Origin of the sequence: Paenibacillus sp. FSL K6-1217 (genome assembly GCF_045040735.1) — a bacterium.
Classification (GTDB): Bacteria; Bacillota; Bacilli; order Paenibacillales; family Paenibacillaceae; genus Paenibacillus_AQ.
Map to the genome: position 1 here is coordinate 3,932,164 of NZ_CP150271.1, position 18,198 is coordinate 3,950,361.

Here is an 18,198-nt window from a genome sequence, read left to right on the forward strand (position 1 = left end):
TATAAGCCGAACCTGACCTTACACACCCGCCCGCCTGCCAAAAAGTCCTGACGAATCAAGAACTGCTTGATCGTCAGGACTTTTTGGGTTCATTGAACATAAGGCTGCCCGCTTATCGTTTTATTTCTCCTTATCAGCAGGCTCATAAATCAGACAACGCAGCATCATACTCGGATAGCGAAACTCCGCATTATATTTGCTGCCGTCCTCTAATAACACATCCACCGCAACCATTCCGCGCTTATTGTTTACCTCGGTATCGGTCAGATATGCCTTTACGATTTTCCGTTGCTCTCCTTGCTTGTCCTTAACAATCCGCTTAGCTTCCCTGATCCAACGATCATCCTTTTGGATAGTGGCAGCCGCAGCTCCGTCAATAGGCGTTCTTATCGCGTCCGCATTAATAGCTGTCGTATCCACTAACACTCCGGTTTCTGTATCGATAATCACATGGTAATTCCATACCTCCATTCCTTGTCCCCGCATGGTCCGCTCCTTGTAGGGAGAGAAATGCACCCACCATTGGGAAGGAAAGCCAAATCCCGGTTTGTGCAGACTAGTTGATATTTCCAGCTTGGACACATCCGCATCATAGAGCTTACGTACACTTTCAGCCGCACGCATGATGAATTCTGACTCGCTGTACTTTTGAGGAAAAACAGGTTTTTCCGGAAACCGTTGAGAGGCTATATACGCCAGGCGATAGTTCCAGTCTATAAGCTGCAGCAGTTCTTCATCGGTCCAAGTTCTATCTGGAACGTAGAGCGTATTGGTCTTTAGATCCAGATATAAATCTCCTTGTCCCGCCTCGAAAGGCAGTGGTATCCGGGGCCGAAGACCATCATACACATACTGATCTTCCAGCACCCATTGACGCTTAGTTCGAAGGTTAAGCTCAGATTCGGTTTGATCATGGCCGCCAACTACCGTGGGCTCAGGTGCTTTGCTCAGAGAATCATAAATTTGCTCCATTTGCTCCTTGTTCATATTCTTCCGCAGGTAATCATCAACAGTAGATACCGGCAAGGGCGCTTCAACTTTCAATACAGGAACCGTGTTTTTGGGTAGACTTTGTCTGACATCCTTCTGTGGTGCTGCTGTGCTGTCTTTGGCGACAACAGCAGAGTTCACTAAGTTCGGGACGACAACAGCACTGATGGCGAATAACCCTCCTGCACATAACAGGACAGCTATAGAAGCAGACCGCTTCTTCTTATTCAACGGGATAACCTCCACAGGAATATAGTATTTTCTCTACCACTACCCTACTCTCAACATGTTATAAAGTAGAGTGACAGTTGTTATGGAGTTGTAAAAAGAATCAGGGCCAGCAATAACTGGACCCGGCTGGAACCAGAACGGCTTCTGCAGCAAGCAAGTGGAAAAACGTATCTTAATGGTTAAGTTTCCGGCGGATGGACCGAAGCAAGTGGATAAACAACATCTATTCCTCGTGTGGACGCTACTTTGGCTGAAATCGAATCTATTAATTGTTGTTTTTCCAACTCCTGTTCCTGCATCGGCCATTTTCTCATCAGCAAGTGGATAAAATCCAACTGCTTTCCTTAAATGTTACATCGCTGCTTCTCGAGCAGTGTCCAAGCTTCTCCGAAAATACAAAAAGACCACTGTCGAGGAATCAACAGTGGTCTTAAGTGCTTGGCAACGTCCTACTCTCCCAGGACCCTTCGGTCCAAGTACCATCGGCGCTGGAGGGCTTAACGGTCGTGTTCGGGATGGGTACGTGTGGAACCCCTCCGCTATCGCCACCAAACGTGATTTTTCGAAGCCTACGCTTCTCGAAATCGCGACAGAAAATATCAAACCATCGGTTTAACATCCTGCCAGGCTTGATCGCCTGAAAACTGAATCCGAAACGAATCTGTGTATTAGAAATTGGATAAGCCCTCGACCGATTAGTATTGGTCAGCTCCATGCATTGCTGCACTTCCACCTCCAACCTATCTACCTCGTCGTCTTCAAGGGGTCTTACATACTGGGAAATCTCATCTTGAGGGGGGCTTCACGCTTAGATGCTTTCAGCGCTTATCCCGTCCGTACGTAGCTACTCAGCCATGCTCCTGGCGGAACAACTGATGCACCAGCGGTACGTCCATCCCGGTCCTCTCGTACTAAGGACAGCTCCTCTCAAATTTCCTGCGCCCACGACAGATAGGGACCGAACTGTCTCACGACGTTCTGAACCCAGCTCGCGTACCGCTTTAATGGGCGAACAGCCCAACCCTTGGGACCTACTTCAGCCCCAGGATGCGATGAGCCGACATCGAGGTGCCAAACCTCCCCGTCGATGTGGACTCTTGGGGGAGATAAGCCTGTTATCCCCAGGGTAGCTTTTATCCGTTGAGCGATGGCCCTTCCATGCGGTACCACCGGATCACTAAGTCCGACTTTCGTCCCTGCTCGACTTGTAGGTCTCGCAGTCAAGCTCCCTTATGCCTTTGCACTCTGCGAATGATTTCCAACCATTCTGAGGGAACCTTTGAACGCCTCCGTTACTCTTTAGGAGGCGACCGCCCCAGTCAAACTGCCCGCCTGACACGGTCCCCGTACCCGATAAGGGCACCAGGTTAGAACCTAGATACGATCAGGGTGGTATCCCAACGGCGCCTCCGCAGAAGCTTGCGCTCCTGCCTCACCGGCTCCCACCTATCCTGTACAGATCGTACCCAAATTCAATATCAAGCTGCAGTAAAGCTCCATGGGGTCTTTCCGTCTTGTCGCGGGTAACCTGCATCTTCACAGGTATTAAAATTTCACCGGATCTCTCGTTGAGACAGCGCCCAAGTCGTTACGCCATTCGTGCGGGTCAGAATTTACCTGACAAGGAATTTCGCTACCTTAGGACCGTTATAGTTACGGCCGCCGTTTACTGGGGCTTCGGTTCACAGCTTCGGATTGCTCCTAACCGCTCCCCTTAACCTTCCAGCACCGGGCAGGCGTCAGCCCGTATACTTCGCCTTGCGGCTTCGCACAGACCTGTGTTTTTGCTAAACAGTCGCTTGGGCCTTTTCACTGCGGCCCCCTCGGGCTATTCACCCTACCGAGGCACCCCTTCTCCCGAAGTTACGGGGTCATTTTGCCGAGTTCCTTAACGAGAGTTCTTCCGCGCGCCTTAGAATTCTCTTCTCGCCTACCTGTGTCGGTTTGCGGTACGGGCACCTTCTCCTGACTAGAGGCTTTTCTTGGCAGTGTGAGATCATGACCTTCGCTACTATAATTTTCGCTCCCCATCACAGCCCAGCCTTACGATGTGCGGATTTGCCTGCACACCAGCCTCACTGCTTAGACGGACATCCATCAGTCCGCGTCACTACCCTCCTGCGTCACCCCATCGCTCATAGCGGATTACGGTGGTACAGTAATTTCAAACTGTTGTCCTTCGACTACGCCTGTCGGCCTCGCCTTAGGTCCCGACTTACCCTGAGCGGACGAGCCTTCCTCAGGAAACCTTGGGCTTTCGGCGGATCAGATTCTCACTGATCTTTTCGTTACTCATACCGGCATTCTCACTTGTATGCTGTCCAGCGCTCCTTACGGTACACCTTCAACCCACATACAACGCTCCCCTACCCCAGATACAAAGTATCTAGCCATAGCTTCGGTGGTGTGTTTAGCCCCGTTACATTTTCGGCGCAGAGTCACTCGACCAGTGAGCTATTACGCACTCTTTCAATGGTGGCTGCTTCTAAGCCAACATCCTGGTTGTCTGTGCAACTCCACATCCTTTCCCACTTAACACACACTTGGGGACCTTAGCTGATGGTCTGGGCTGTTTCCCTTTTGACAATGGATCTTAGCACTCACTGTCTGACTCCCGGCAAGAAGTAAATGGCATTCGGAGTTTGACTGAGCTTGGTAACCCTTGCGGGCCCCGCACCCAATCAGTGCTCTACCTCCACCACTCCATTCACCGAGGCTAGCCCTAAAGCTATTTCGGGGAGAACCAGCTATCTCCGAGTTCGATTGGAATTTCTCCGCTACCCCCACCTCATCCCCGCATTTTTCAACATGCGTGGGTTCGGGCCTCCAGTGCGTGTTACCGCACCTTCACCCTGGACAGGGGTAGATCACACGGTTTCGGGTCTACGTCCACATACTCAGTCGCCCTATTCAGACTCGCTTTCGCTGCGGCTCCGGCTTCTCACCTTAACCTTGCATGTTAAACGTAACTCGCCGGTTCATTCTACAAAAGGCACGCCATCACCCCTAAAACGGGCTCTGACTTTTTGTAAGCACACGGTTTCAGGTTCTATTTCACTCCCCTTCCGGGGTGCTTTTCACCTTTCCCTCACGGTACTGTTTCACTATCGGTCGCCAGGTAGTATTTAGCCTTAGCAGATGGTCCTGCTGGATTCATACGGGGTTTCACGTGCCCCGCACTACTCGGGATCCGTCTCGGAGGGAACACAGTTTGGGCTACAGGGCTTTTACCTCTATCGCGGGCCTTTCCAGACCTCTTCGCCTACTCGATTCCTTTGTAACTCCATGTGAGACGTCCCACAACCCCAAGAGGCAAGCCCCTTGGTTTAGGCTGTTCCGCGTTCGCTCGCCGCTACTGACGGAATCACTATTGTTTTCTCTTCCTCAGGGTACTTAGATGTTTCAGTTCCCCTGGTCTGCCTCTGCGTATCCTATGTATTCAGATACGAGTAACTGCGAATTACCACAGCTGGGTTTCCCCATTCGGACACCCCCGGATCAAAGCTTGCTTACAGCTCCCCGAGGCAGTTTCGTTGTTCGCCACGTCCTTCGTCGGCTCCTGGCGCCTAGGCATCCTCCGTGTGCTCTTAGTAGCTTAACCACCGTTCCGGTGTTTTGCTTGTTTGCTCATCTTGTTTTGAATAGCGCAACCGGATGACTCCGCCTGCTGGAATATTCAAAGCCAAAGGTCGCTGCACAATCAAAAACCTTCACTTAGTATTACTAAAAACTTCAAACTTGTTTACACAAGTTCAGCTTAAAGGAATGTTCTAAAACGCAAATTCGTTTCGGTATCCAGTTTTCAAGGATCAAGTCTTACTGAGAGCTTAAACTCTCAAAACTGACCAACGAGTGAGTGTTCGAACCCAAGGGTTCATTGTGGAAGCAAAGCTTCCGATTTGAATGTTTCCGTTGCAGGAAACGATTCTCCATAGAAAGGAGGTGATCCAGCCGCACCTTCCGATACGGCTACCTTGTTACGACTTCACCCCAATCATCTACCCCACCTTCGGCGGCTGGCTCCCTTGCGGGTTACCCCACCGACTTCGGGTGTTGTAAACTCTCGTGGTGTGACGGGCGGTGTGTACAAGACCCGGGAACGTATTCACCGCGGCATGCTGATCCGCGATTACTAGCAATTCCGACTTCATGCAGGCGAGTTGCAGCCTGCAATCCGAACTGAGACCGGCTTTGCTGGGATTGGCTCCACCTCGCGGCTTCGCTTCCCGTTGTACCGGCCATTGTAGTACGTGTGTAGCCCAGGTCATAAGGGGCATGATGATTTGACGTCATCCCCACCTTCCTCCGGTTTGTCACCGGCAGTCACTCTAGAGTGCCCAGCTCAACCTGCTGGCAACTAAAGTCAAGGGTTGCGCTCGTTGCGGGACTTAACCCAACATCTCACGACACGAGCTGACGACAACCATGCACCACCTGTCTCAACTTTCCCCGAAGGGCACCTGATGCATCTCTGCTTCGTTAGTTGGATGTCAAGACCTGGTAAGGTTCTTCGCGTTGCTTCGAATTAAACCACATACTCCACTGCTTGTGCGGGTCCCCGTCAATTCCTTTGAGTTTCAGTCTTGCGACCGTACTCCCCAGGCGGAGTGCTTACTGTGTTAACTTCGGCACCAAGGGTATCGAAACCCCTAACACCTAGCACTCATCGTTTACGGCGTGGACTACCAGGGTATCTAATCCTGTTTGCTCCCCACGCTTTCGCGCCTCAGCGTCAGTTACAGCCCAGAAAGTCGCCTTCGCCACTGGTGTTCCTCCACATATCTACGCATTTCACCGCTACACGTGGAATTCCACTTTCCTCTTCTGTACTCAAGTCACCCAGTTTCCAGTGCGACCTCAGGTTGAGCCCAAGGTTTAAACACCAGACTTAAATAACCGCCTGCGCGCGCTTTACGCCCAATAATTCCGGACAACGCTTGCCCCCTACGTATTACCGCGGCTGCTGGCACGTAGTTAGCCGGGGCTTTCTTCTCAGGTACCGTCACTCCGGCAGCAGTTACTCTACCGGACGTTCTTCCCTGGCAACAGAGCTTTACGATCCGAAAACCTTCATCACTCACGCGGCGTTGCTCCGTCAGGCTTGCGCCCATTGCGGAAGATTCCCTACTGCTGCCTCCCGTAGGAGTCTGGGCCGTGTCTCAGTCCCAGTGTGGCCGTTCACCCTCTCAGGTCGGCTACGCATCGTCGCCTTGGTGGGCCGTTACCCCACCAACTAGCTAATGCGCCGCAGGCCCATCCCCAAGCGGCAGATTGCTCCGCCTTTCATTCTCTCCTCAGGAGAAAAAAGAAATTATCCGGTATTAGCTACCGTTTCCGGTAGTTATCCCAGGCTTGAGGGCAGGTTGCCTACGTGTTACTCACCCGTCCGCCGCTAAGTCTGAAAGGAAGCAAGCTTCCTCTCAGACTCCGCTCGACTTGCATGTATTAGGCACGCCGCCAGCGTTCGTCCTGAGCCAGGATCAAACTCTCCAATTAGGTTTTTCCGAAGGAAATAACCCTCCGAAAACTATCGAAAAGAGCGATTGCTCATTTTGAAACATCTGACGAGAATTGTTACATCCTCTAATTTTGGATCTCACCGAAGTGATTTCCCACTCACTCGTTGTTCAGTTTTCAAAGATCAAGCTCGTTGTCAGCGCCGCTTACCGCGTCACCAGCAACTTTTATAATATAACATGGTTCAAACAACTATGCAACTATTATTTCAAAAATTTCTGTTGAAGCAATACCATCAGCTCTTCCGCAGTATTCCATACCAAGGGACGAATCTCCTGCGGGTATCCCTTGAGCTTATCTGCTTCACCGCTTCTGACCGTCCAGATAACCGGAATATTCAGCCCAAGAGCATAACCCGCTGCCAGATACACCTCAGGAGATTGGCCGGTGAGATCAGCAATAACCAGCTTGCTGCCCTTCACAGACTCAAGGGAATTCGCAGTTTCGTTCATGTTCGCAAGCAAGCAGGGCAGATAGCCAAATTGCTCGATTTTGGACCATAGCTTATCCTTCCACTCCGCCTGCAGATTCTCATCTTCCGGCAGAAGAACGATGCATTGCTGTAAAGTCCGGCCTCCTGAGGTTGCGGCAGCTTCTGCCCACCCCAAGGAAGTCAAAGAGAAGTTCATACCTTCCCGGATTAACAGATCCTCACTTTGCAGCCTGTCAATAAGATAGACCAGCTCCTGCAGATTGGGAGAGTATGTCAGATTGTAGCTGCGGGACAGGGGTTGAATAACCACCGGCTCCCCAGGGCCGCCACAATGTCTATACAGATATTGCAGCAGCCGGTCTCCTTTATCCTCAGCCGTTACCGGAATGCCCGGGGCATTCACAATATCCTCCAGATCCCTGAACGCAAGAATCACCTTCTCGCCACAATCCGTCTTTTCGCGGATATAGCCTGAGATCAGATGCAGCATGTCCCGCTTCTGCTGGAACGAGAGCGCCAGAATCGGTTCATAGCTGTCTCTAAGCAGACTGTAGCTCCCGCCAGGTGAACAGGAGCAGTCTATATACTGATCATACTCACCATCTGCTGTAATCCGGACAATCTGATCGCAGAATGCACAATGTTTCTTTTGCATAACCATCACCTCTTCAGAATAGCATTCCCCTTACCTTACCAAGAATGGATTGAAAAGTGGACCGGAAATTCCTTCCTCCTGCTGATGCACAGATGAAATCAAGCAAGAGATCGGCGGATTCACTGCCTTGATCCGGTGTGGCTAATATTCACTTAGTTTTTATGAATTTGCAACCTAAAAAGCATCCTGCTTTAAGCAGGATGCTTCGTGCTAAACCGTTATGCTTGTTCGTCCAGATATATTGCCACACAAAGGATTTCGTGACTATTCCCTATCTAAGGTAATTCCCCCGCTGCCGCATCCCCTCAAACAGCAATATCGTCGCAGCCATCGCCGCATTCAGAGATTCGGCGCGGCCGGCCATCGGGATGAGGATGCTCTTGTCCACCAGGGCTGCCGTCTCCGGCGAGATGCCCTGGCCTTCGCTGCCGATCAGCAGCCACTGGGTACCGTGAAAATCATGGGTGTAGCAGGAATCCTCCCCCGTCAGCGAGGTGCTGACCAGCAGCGCACCGGCCTCCCTTGCCTGCGGGAGAATGGTACGTAGCTCTCCCTCCACTACCGGGAGATGGAACATCGAGCCCATCGTCGAACGGATGGTCTTCGGGTTGAAGAGGTCGGCGCAGCCCTGACCGAGAATGACACCGTCCGCACCCGCCGCATCGGCGCTGCGGATAATAGTGCCCACATTGCCGGGGTCCTGGACCCCGTCCAAAACCACAACCAGGCTGTCCGGCTTCGCCAGAATCGCTTCTATTCCCTTCTGCTCCTTGCGCACTATGGCAAACACCGGCTGCGGTGTGTTCGTACTGCTGCATTTGGCAATCACCGCCGCCGACACGCCGATGACCTCCATGCCCTGTACGGCCTGAAGCAGCGGCTTCAACTCAGACGGCATGCCTTTATCCAGATCAAAGGCCAGGCATTCCACATCCGCTTCCGCCTGGAGCGCCTCCTGCACCAGATGTATGCCTTCTACTATATATTTGCCGGACCGGTCACGGTGCTTCTTCTCCTGCAGTCCGGCCCATTCCTTCACCCGCGTGTTCTGCGGCGACATAATTTCCATAGGGTCCTACCTTTCTGTTGCTTACAGATTCCTATTGATAAGCCATTTCCAGCTTCGTCAGGTTATCCTTCCGTCCGACAATGACGAGGACATCACCATCGGTCAGGCGGTCCTCCGCTCTGGGAGAGATATTCATTTCCTCGCCCTGGCGGATCGCCATAACGTTACAGCCATATTTGGCGCGTATATCAAGCTCCTGCAGGTTCTTGCCCAGCATCGGTCCGGAGACCTTCATGTCGAGGATGCTGTATTCCGGGGACAACTCGATATAATCGAGGATGTTCGGAGAAGCGAGATGATGCGCCACCCGCATTCCCATATCCCGTTCAGGGTAGATGACCTTATCCGCTCCGATTTTACCCAGCACCTTGCCGTGAAGCTCACTTTTGGCTTTGGCGATAATGGCAGGTACGCCCAGATCCTTCAAGATCAGCGTTGTCAGAATGCTGGCCTGGATATCCTCACCGATGGCGACCACCACTACATCGAAGTTACGGATGCCCAGCGCGCGCAGCGCCTCTTCATCCGTGGAATCTGCAGATACGGCATGTGTCACAATATTGGAGATTTCCTGGGTGCGCTGTTCATCCGCATCAATGGCCAATACCTCATAGCCCATCCCGCTGAGCGCTTTGGCCACACTTGAGCCGAAGCGCCCCATGCCGATGATGGCATACTGTTTTTTTGCCACTAAACCTGTCCCTCCCGCCCGTATAATATATCTCACACAGTATAGCATAAGCCGTCTTAAACTTGAATGTTCAGCGCGTCCTGAGGGCACCTTATAAAAAGGCTGCTTACCTGACGAAGCCTATGCTTTCGAAGTCTGTTAGGCGATGCTGATTCAGGAAGCTGATACTCACACAACTTTAAGGAGGCCGATTATGCCAGTCACACTTGATTTGCGCCAGGCCATCATTCACAAGGTGCACGGCCAGTCCGAAGAAGGTCTGCGGGAGGTCATTGAGAATTCCGTGGACGGGCCGGAAGCCGCGCTTCCCGGACTGGGTGTCGTCTTTGAGATGATCTGGAAGGACCTCGATCCAGCCAAGCAGGACCGGGTTCTCTCGATGCTGCACAGGCATCTGGAGAAGCTTACCCCAGGGTCAATCACCTCCTAGAGGAGGCCCATCCCGTCAAAAACCTCCGCACCCCACCGTGCTGCTGCACAGGTGGAGCCGGAGGTTTTTTATAGCCTAATCAATACATATGCTTAACTACTCACTTTACTTCCATTACACCCTTCAGGGCGCAGTCTCCAGGAACTTCGCAGTCGGATTCTTCTCCATCGCGGTCCGCATGGCGTATTCGTTCTCGAACAGCACCACGTAATTGCCCTTCTTGTCCGTAACCAGAGTGGAGTTGATCCGGAACTTGCTGGCATCCGGCTTGCTCTCATCCACGATCCAGCGTGCGAACTGGTAGCTCATGCGCTGCAGCTGCACATCCACGCCATACTCACCCTTCATGCGGTATTCGAACACCTCGAACTGCAGTTGTCCGACTACACCCAGCAGAATATCGTCGAAGTTGACCGTACGGAACACCTGGATCATGCCCTCTTCAGTCAGCTGGTCAATCCCCTTCTGGAATTGCTTCGACTTCAGTGCATTCTTAATGGTGACTTTGGAGAAAATCTCCGGCGAGAAGGTCGGCAGCTCATCGAACTCTATATCTCCGGCCTGACTGAGCGTGTCACCAATCCGGAAGATGCCCGGGTCGAACAGTCCGATAATATCCCCCGGATACGCCTCTTCAACAATGTCCCGGTCCTGGGCAAGGAACTGCTGCGGCTGGGACAGCTTGATGTCTTTGCCCGCACGAACATGCTTCACACTCATCCCGCGCTCGAACTTGCCGGACACGATACGCAGGAAAGCGATACGGTCACGGTGTGCGGGATTCATATTCGCCTGAATTTTGAATACATAGCCGGTGAATTTCTCATTCGTCGGTTCTACAGCACCTGCGGTACTGCGGCGTGGTTCAGGCTTCGGTGCAAGCTCCAGGAAGTTGTCCAGGAACGTCTGCACCCCGAAGTTGTTGATGGCACTGCCGAAGAATACCGGAGTAATCTCCCCGCGTAGCACCTTCTCATAGTCAAAAGGATCACCTGCTACATCCAGCAGTTCCAAGTCCGCACATAGCTGATCATGCAGGTACTCTCCCGCCATCTCACGGATAATCGGGTCGCGGTAGCTCTCTACCTTCTGCACCTTAATTACAGAGTGATCGTCACCCTGGAACAGTTCAACCTGATTCTTCATCCGGTCATAGACGCCGCACAGCTCACGGCCCATCCCAATCGGCCAGTTCATCGGCACCGAGCGGATGCCCAGCACATTCTCCAGCTCCTCCATCAGATCAAACGGGCTGCGGCCTTCGCGGTCCAGCTTATTAATGAAGGTAAAAATCGGAATGCCGCGCTTCGCGCAGACCTGGAACAGCTTGATCGTCTGTGTCTCCACACCCTTGGCTACGTCAATCAGCATGACCGCACTGTCTGCGGCAGTAAGGGTACGGTAGGTGTCCTCACTGAAATCCTGGTGACCCGGTGTATCCAGAATATTCACCCGGTGGTCCATGTAATCAAACTGCATCACAGAGGAAGTGACCGAGATTCCGCGCTGCTTCTCAATTTCCATCCAGTCACTGGTCGCGTGCTTGCTTGCCTTACGGGCTTTGACTGAACCTGCCAGACGGATGGCGCCTCCGAAGAGCAGCAGTTTCTCTGTCAGCGTGGTTTTACCCGCATCCGGGTGGGAAATAATCGCAAATGTTCTGCGTTTGTCTACTTCATTCTGAAGCTTGTGGTTCGTTGCTTTATTCATTACACATATCCCTTCATATATAAATTCATGCTTACTTCTGCCTCTATTGCCGGATCGGTCAAATCGGTCTCTTGCCCATGAGTTCAGATCCTTTCCTTAGAGATTCAACGTATATTTCTTCAACGTAACGTTTACCATTTATAGGATCATCTATAGCGCTAGGCTTAGAAATCTTTATGTTGAAAGCATCCTTCTCAGTATAGCAAAATCCGGCAGAGATTATCTACAAAAATGCTGCTCTCGTCAAATATCTTGTAATATAATGTTCGAACGCTGCAGCGATGCACGATTTAGCAAAAAGATCCCCCTGCAGCAATATGCAGGAGGATCTGTAACGGTTCTCTTCTTCAGGGACTAGCGGTTAACCTGCCAGACCACATTGTCTTCATCCTGGCCGTTGACCGGCCACCAGTGGAAGCCTTCTCCGGCAAGCAGCTGGTCGGCTTCAACCGGACCCCAGGAGCCGGCAGGATAGGAAGCCAGGTCATTGCTGTCTTCTTTCCACGCCTTGGCAATCCGGTCCACGAAGGACCAGGCCGAGGAGACTTCATCCCAGCGGGTGAAGTAAGTGGAATCGCCGCGTGCAGCATCATGCAGCAGACGCTCATAGGCTTCCGGCGAGTTGATGCCGATCATGCAGCTCTGGCAGAAATCCATCGCCAGCGGCTGAATCTCTGATTCCGAGCCCGGCTTCTTCGCATTGATCTTCACGTAGATGCCTTCCATCGGATTGACGCGGATGACGAGCAGGTTCGGCTCCAGCTTGTGCTTCTGGCCCAAGTAGACGTTAGTCGGCATTCCTTTGAATTCTACAACGACTTCGGTTGTCTTCACAGGCAGACGTTTGCCGGTACGGATATAGAAAGGAACCCCGGCCCAGCGGAAGTTGTCCACGAACACGCGGGCTGCGAAGTACGTCTCCGTATTCGATTCCGGGTCCACCTTGTCTTCCTGGCGGTAAGCCGGAAGCGTCTTGCCTTTGTAGAGACCTTGCGTGTATTGGCCGCGGACCACATTCTCACGGACTTCATCAGCGGAAGCATACGGACGCAGTGAACGGAGTACCTTCACCTTCTCATCACGGATATCTTCAGCCAGCAGCCGGCTAGGCGGTTCCATAGCGATCATCGTCAGCAGCTGCAGAATATGGTTCTGGCCCATATCGCGCAGTGCCCCCGCATGGTCATAATAACCGCCGCGTTCTTCTACACCCACCGTCTCGCCGAGTGTAATCTGAATGTTGGCGATATGCTTGTTATTCCACAGCGGCTCGAAAAAGGCATTGGCGAACCGGATCACTTCAATATTCTGAACCATTTCCTTGCCCAGGTAGTGGTCAATCCGGTAGATCTCCTCTTCCTTGAAGACCTGGCGGATCTGCTCATTCAGTTCCTCAGCGGATTCGAGATTGTAGCCGAACGGCTTCTCAATCACCAGACGGTTCCAGCCTCTGGCCTGCAGCATTCCACCTGCCTTCAGGTTGAAGGAGACACTGCCGAACAGCTCCGGCGCAAGCGCCAGATAGAACATGCGGTTGCCCGGAATATGGAACTTCTCTTCGAGTACCTCCGTCTGCTCATTCAGCTCACGGAAGCCGTCAATATTATTGATGTCGAGTGACTTGTATTCAAAATGCTGTACGAACTCGTTCCATTCCGCAGCATCTCCTGCCTGGTAACGGCAGAACTCGCGGATGGATTCCTTCACATCTTCCCGGAATTCATCCTGGGTACGGGGACGCCGAGCCACGCCAATGACCGCAAAATCTTGGGTCAGCTTGCCTTCACGGTACAAACTGTAGATCGCCGGAAAAAGCTTACGCCGGGCCAGATCTCCGGTTGCCCCGAAGATAAAGAATACAGCACCGGGTGTATGCAGTGCATCAAGGGTTTGATTTTCAGCCATGGCTCCTCATCTCTCTGTATGTAATATAGTTGACAATCATTCTCAAGCCCCAGTATGAAACAAGCTACGACTATGGGCGTGATGTCATTTTATCATAATTGCACTGAGGATGCCATCACATTCCTGACAGTTTTTCTCGGGATTTCGCACTTTTCCATTACTCTTTCTTATGCTTTCATCGGATTACACTTATATGGTGTCACTTAACCTCAGTATTCGTCAGTATTCTATAGTAATTAATGGCATTCCAAGGGTCACCCGGTTCTCGTCCGTATTGACGTTCTTGTGCACGGCGAGCTGCAGAGCCAGACTGTGACTTCCGCTGCTGACAGTGCGCTGAAGGCCCGGCACACTGAAGGAATGGCTGGATGTTGTAACATCCGTATAGCTCTCCTCTGCTTGAACACCGGGGAGCTGCGCAGCTAGTAGCTGCTCCGTAGCAAGCAGCGCCGCCTGCGGCCCGCCCTGCTCCTTCGCAGGTGCCTGCAGCGAAGCATTCCACTCTGCGGCAATCCCTGCCTCCAGCATCGCCCGTCCGGCTTCTGCCGCTGCGTCCGGCAGCTCTGGTGAGCCCAGCAGATCCGCCGTCTCCATAGTCACAATACTGTAGCTGCGTCCGCCGCCTAACTCGCTCCAGAACAGGGATACCTGTACGCCCTTACGGAGCGGCGCGGTTGAACGCCAGGCCCGGTACCCCTCATCATCCGCGCCGCTGACTTCACCCAGACCGAGCCGGGCGGCAAGACTCTGTGCGGCAACTTCGGCTGACTCTCCGCCGCTATATTCCCCCTGCCATTTCAATACGAGCCGGAGCGGGGCTCCTGGAGCGGATGCCTGCCCGCCCAGTGTGGTCAGCAGAGCAAGGGATTTCTGAAGCTCTCCGGCACCGGCACCAGCAGCAGGTCCCTGTACATTGCTTCTTCCTGCGGTTTCCGCGCTGCGGAAACCGCTCAGCAGTATCAGTGTACACATCCCCGCCAGCACCAACACCAGTATTCCCTTACTCTGTCCTTTATTCCCCACTTCGCATCTCCCTCTCAACCGTTCTAGTAATCTACTAGACAGGTTATCCAATATCAGAGAAAGATATACGAACGAACGCAAAAACACTTCCAAAACCACCCTTGCGGATTGGCTTGAAAGTGCTCCACTGCTTCCACAGACTAAGGCTTATTCCGCCAGTCCATTCTTATATGCATAAATAGCCGCCTGGGTCCGGTCTTCGACGCCCAGCTTGGCAAGAATATTCGTGACATGGAATTTCACTGTCTTGATTCCAATAATTAATTGATCGGCAATATCCTGGTTGGATTTGCCCTGGGCTAACAGCTTCAGCACTTCCATCTCGCGTTCGGTAAGCTCTTTGTAAGCCGGCGACTCTCCTCTTGCATTGGAGCGGAACCGGTTCATCATCTTGGACGCCACCTGCGACTCCAGCACCGACTGGCCTCTGGCGGCTGCGCGGATCGCATCTGCGACTTCGCTGGCCCGTGAGGTTTTGAGCAGGTAACTGAAGGCCCCCGCCTCAATAACCGGATACATTTTCTCATCATCCAAATAGCTGGTCAACACAATCACCTTACAATCCGGGTACAGCTTCAGCAGCTGTCTTGTCGTCTCGATGCCATCCATGCCGTCCATCACCAGATCCATCAGCACCACATCCGGCGTATACTCCTGGGCCAGACGGATGCCCTCCTCGCCGCTTCCCGCTTCACCTACGACTTCGATGCCATCCTCGGTGCCGAGCACTGCAGCAAGTCCGATCCGGACCATCTCATGATCGTCTACAAGCAGGACCTTGATTGCATCATCATCTTCTTCTATCTCCATGATTACACCTGCCCCCCTATTTCTTCATTGACTACCGGTACGGTAATATCGATTCGCATGCCTTTGCCGGGAGCCGTGATGAACTGGATCGAGCCCCCGATCTCTGTAATCCGCTCCTGCATATTCGACAACCCGTAGGATGTCTGCTTGCTGTCATCCATCTCGAAGCCGATTCCGTCATCGCGCAGCGTCAGCCGGACTGTATCGCCGCGGCGGTGCAGGCGGATCTCCATCTTCTCCGCTTTGGCATGGCGGAGCGTATTCGAAATGGCCTCCTGCACAATACGGAACAAATGATTCTCAACGCCCTTCAGCAGCTCGACACCCTGATCCATCTCGAACACAATATCAATCGGCACCTTGATCTTCAGTTCCTTAATCAGCTCCTGCAGCCCTTCCTCCAGCCCCTTGCCTTCCAGGTACACCGGCCTCAGGTGCAGCAGCAGTGCCCTCATCTCCGACTGGGCTACTGCCGACATCTCCTCGATCAGCGCGATTTGCCGCTGCGCCTTGTCGAAGTCCTTCTCCAGCGTCCGGCCGACCGCCGTTGCCGTCATCGAGATGGCGAACAGCTGCTGCGATACCGCATCATGCAGCTCCCGCGCCAGCCGTTGCCGTTCCTCGATGATTGCCGTAACCCGGGCCTGCTCGGCTAGCTTTGCGTTATTGGTGGAGAGCCGCTGCAGCGTGTTCACCTGATTCTCCCACTTGCCGCTGATCCGCCCGAGCTGCTCCCCGAGCCTCCCCAGTTCATCGTTGCCGAGGTCCGGCATCGCCGGGTTAAGATTACCTTTCTCCCAGGCTACCAGGGTTGCCCGCAGTAATTCCAGCTTGCGCTTGCTGCGGAAGCCCTGATAGAAGCCATACCCGATTCCGAACGCCATCGGCAGCAGAATCAGCGTCATTCCCGTTCTCACACCGATCCGCCAATCCTCGAATGGCCGTAATAATCCATATGTATACATAATATATGTAATAACGAGCAGCATGATAAAAGAGAACAGAGCTCCCTCACCCATACTGCGCGTTACCATATTACTTCCTTTTTTGTCCATGCCGGGAGCCCTCCCTTCTCTATGTCCACCATACCCTTAAGGGAAACGTACGTCCAGATCCCCCATCAAATAAGAGATGTTAAATTTCACTTTCTGCTCGCAGCTGTCATAGTTGGGTGACTTCCAGTTCAGCCGGTTCACCATTCCCGTATCGCGGTTACTGCCGGACTCAATCGAGCCGAACAGCACGAATGCCTCAATCTCCACCCCGTAATCCTCAGACAGCAGAATATCCACATCGCCAAAAATCCCCTGATACAGCATAACCGTCTCCCGCTCTTCCGCCATTGCCAGTGACAAATCCACATCCACCTCACCCAGCACATGCCAGGCGCTCAGGCTGCGCATCACCCATGGCGAGAGATCCCAGTCGAATCGGGAAGAAAAGCTTTGCTTCTGCACAAACCCTGCCTTGCGCTGCATTCTTTTCGATTTGACAAAGAACATCCCCAGCGAAACCAGACAGATGCCAAGCACCAGCAGCAAATGATCCAGCAGCAGCAGTACCGCACCGACTCCCATAAGCTTATAGCCTTGCTTGACCTTACCCGACGTCGTCCGGTAGATTCCCAGTAGCAGGAACAGGAGTGCGACAATGGAGAAGAAGCCGATCCATTTGCCAAATATCATCAAGCAGCCTACACCAATCAATCCGATGGCAATCAAACGGTTTCGTTTATCCATTCGCGCACCTCCTTAAAGTTTTGCCAAGCGGAAACAATTACGCCGTCTTTTAAGGGACGGTGCGTTTCAGCGAGAAATAGAAGGATAAGTTATCATGCACAGCATATAATTTCTTATATTTGAAGCTACACTGACTTCGTAAGCATTGGCTGAGATTTGCGAAGCAAACTGACTTCGTATGCAAGATCATGCATCCGCTACAAAAGCCATACCGGTATGGAGAATCCATACCGTATGGCTTTACCTAGATCAGCATATCATATCCGGCTGTTCTTTAGAAACAGGGATTATTGTTCTTTTTTATTCAAAGCAGGGGCTGCAGGGGTGGAATTCAGCTTGTTCTTCAGTGCGGCAAGCTGCTCCTCCACTTTCAGTTCCTTCTCAGGATCTACCGGCTTAGCATATGCGGTTGCCGAAGGGCTATACGGAGCGCGCATCACATCTGCTTCCGCTTCGAGCTGCATGATCTTTTCTTCCATGCGGTGGAATCCAAGGGATGCACTTCCGCTTTCAATGGAATGTACGCTGCTGATCTGGGACATTTGCTTCTTGGCCTTGGCCATCTGAGCGCGGGACACCAGTTCATTGCGCTTGTTGCGCAGCTTGTAGAACTCATCCTTCATATCATGAAGCTGCTGCACCAGTTCCTTGGCCTGTACTTCAGCCTGGGCGTGAAGCTCGCCATACTCGGTATGCTTCTGGTCGAAGTAGATTTTCTCTTCCAGCAGCTTACGCGTAACTTCTTCCTGCCCGTTCTTCAGTGCAAGCTCAGCCTGTGCAGCACGCTGTCCGGCTACCTTGGCAGCTTCGTCCACACGTTGTTTCATCCGGCGTTCATTAGCCATCTGCTTCGCTACCGTTACTTCAGCCTCATGAATCTCAGCCTCCATATCGCGCAGATACTGATTAAGCATCACAATCGGGTCCTCTACCTTATCCAACATATCATTTACCGACGCCTTAGTCATATCTTTAATCCGTTTGAATACTCCCAT

The 18,198-nt window shown here is 52.5% G+C and carries 13 protein-coding genes and 3 rRNA genes; 1 reads left to right on the forward strand and 15 read right to left on the reverse strand.

Annotation, left to right across the window (positions count from 1 at the left end):
- Positions 1-120: 120 nt before the first annotated feature.
- From MHH28_RS17255 to MHH28_RS17290, 8 genes are all read right to left on the reverse strand, one after another.
- Positions 121-1,221 carry a hypothetical protein gene (locus MHH28_RS17255; protein WP_405104293.1) on the reverse strand — a complete coding sequence of 367 codons (1,101 nt, stop codon included), beginning with the start codon at positions 1,219-1,221 and terminating at the stop codon, positions 121-123.
- A 179-nt stretch (positions 1,222-1,400) separates the two neighbouring features.
- Complete coding sequence (locus MHH28_RS17260; RefSeq protein ID WP_405104294.1) at positions 1,401-1,535, reverse strand: hypothetical protein; 135 nt, start codon at positions 1,533-1,535, stop codon at positions 1,401-1,403.
- 122 nt (positions 1,536-1,657) lie between these two features.
- Positions 1,658-1,774 (reverse strand): 5S ribosomal RNA (gene rrf, locus MHH28_RS17265).
- Between the two features lie 122 nt (positions 1,775-1,896).
- A 23S ribosomal RNA gene (locus MHH28_RS17270) occupies positions 1,897-4,822 on the reverse strand.
- Between the two features lie 334 nt (positions 4,823-5,156).
- Positions 5,157-6,717 (reverse strand): 16S ribosomal RNA (locus tag MHH28_RS17275).
- Together the 16S, 23S and 5S rRNA genes form the textbook arrangement of a ribosomal RNA operon.
- A 224-nt stretch (positions 6,718-6,941) precedes the next feature.
- Positions 6,942-7,826 carry a hypothetical protein gene (locus tag MHH28_RS17280; protein WP_405104295.1) on the reverse strand — a complete coding sequence of 295 codons (885 nt, stop codon included), beginning with the start codon at positions 7,824-7,826 and terminating at the stop codon, positions 6,942-6,944.
- Between the two features lie 271 nt (positions 7,827-8,097).
- A complete protein-coding gene (locus MHH28_RS17285) occupies positions 8,098-8,895 on the reverse strand; it encodes a TrmH family RNA methyltransferase (RefSeq protein ID WP_405104296.1) in 798 nt (265 codons plus the stop codon).
- 31 nt (positions 8,896-8,926) lie between these two features.
- Complete coding sequence (locus tag MHH28_RS17290; protein WP_405104297.1) at positions 8,927-9,634, reverse strand: potassium channel family protein; 708 nt, start codon at positions 9,632-9,634, stop codon at positions 8,927-8,929.
- A 145-nt stretch (positions 9,635-9,779) separates the two neighbouring features.
- On the opposite strand from MHH28_RS17290, the gene MHH28_RS17295 reads away from it, so the two are divergent.
- Positions 9,780-10,016: a small acid-soluble spore protein SspI gene (locus MHH28_RS17295; protein ID WP_405104298.1), complete on the forward strand. Its 237-nt coding sequence runs from the start codon at positions 9,780-9,782 to the stop codon at positions 10,014-10,016.
- A 123-nt stretch (positions 10,017-10,139) separates the two neighbouring features.
- Here the strand turns inward: MHH28_RS17295 and MHH28_RS17300 are convergent, their stop codons facing one another.
- The 7 genes from MHH28_RS17300 to MHH28_RS17330 form a co-directional block, all read right to left on the reverse strand.
- Positions 10,140-11,726 carry a peptide chain release factor 3 gene (locus MHH28_RS17300; protein ID WP_405104299.1) on the reverse strand — a complete coding sequence of 529 codons (1,587 nt, stop codon included), beginning with the start codon at positions 11,724-11,726 and terminating at the stop codon, positions 10,140-10,142.
- A gap of 354 nt (positions 11,727-12,080) precedes the next feature.
- Positions 12,081-13,631, reverse strand: a complete 1,551-nt coding sequence (gene zwf / locus MHH28_RS17305; RefSeq protein WP_405104300.1) for a glucose-6-phosphate dehydrogenase — start codon at positions 13,629-13,631, stop codon at positions 12,081-12,083.
- Positions 13,632-13,850: 219 nt separating this feature from the next.
- Complete coding sequence (locus MHH28_RS17310; protein WP_405104301.1) at positions 13,851-14,654, reverse strand: hypothetical protein; 804 nt, start codon at positions 14,652-14,654, stop codon at positions 13,851-13,853.
- 147 nt (positions 14,655-14,801) lie between these two features.
- Positions 14,802-15,464 carry a response regulator gene (locus MHH28_RS17315; protein WP_405104302.1) on the reverse strand — a complete coding sequence of 221 codons (663 nt, stop codon included), beginning with the start codon at positions 15,462-15,464 and terminating at the stop codon, positions 14,802-14,804.
- A 2-nt stretch (positions 15,465-15,466) separates the two neighbouring features.
- Positions 15,467-16,519 carry a histidine kinase gene (locus MHH28_RS17320; RefSeq protein WP_405104303.1) on the reverse strand — a complete coding sequence of 351 codons (1,053 nt, stop codon included), beginning with the start codon at positions 16,517-16,519 and terminating at the stop codon, positions 15,467-15,469.
- A gap of 36 nt (positions 16,520-16,555) precedes the next feature.
- On the reverse strand, positions 16,556-17,203 hold the full coding sequence (gene liaF, locus MHH28_RS17325; RefSeq protein WP_405104304.1) for a cell wall-active antibiotics response protein LiaF: 648 nt from the start codon (positions 17,201-17,203) through the stop codon (positions 16,556-16,558).
- Between the two features lie 287 nt (positions 17,204-17,490).
- Positions 17,491-18,198 carry a PspA/IM30 family protein gene (locus MHH28_RS17330; RefSeq protein ID WP_405104305.1) on the reverse strand — a complete coding sequence of 236 codons (708 nt, stop codon included), beginning with the start codon at positions 18,196-18,198 and terminating at the stop codon, positions 17,491-17,493.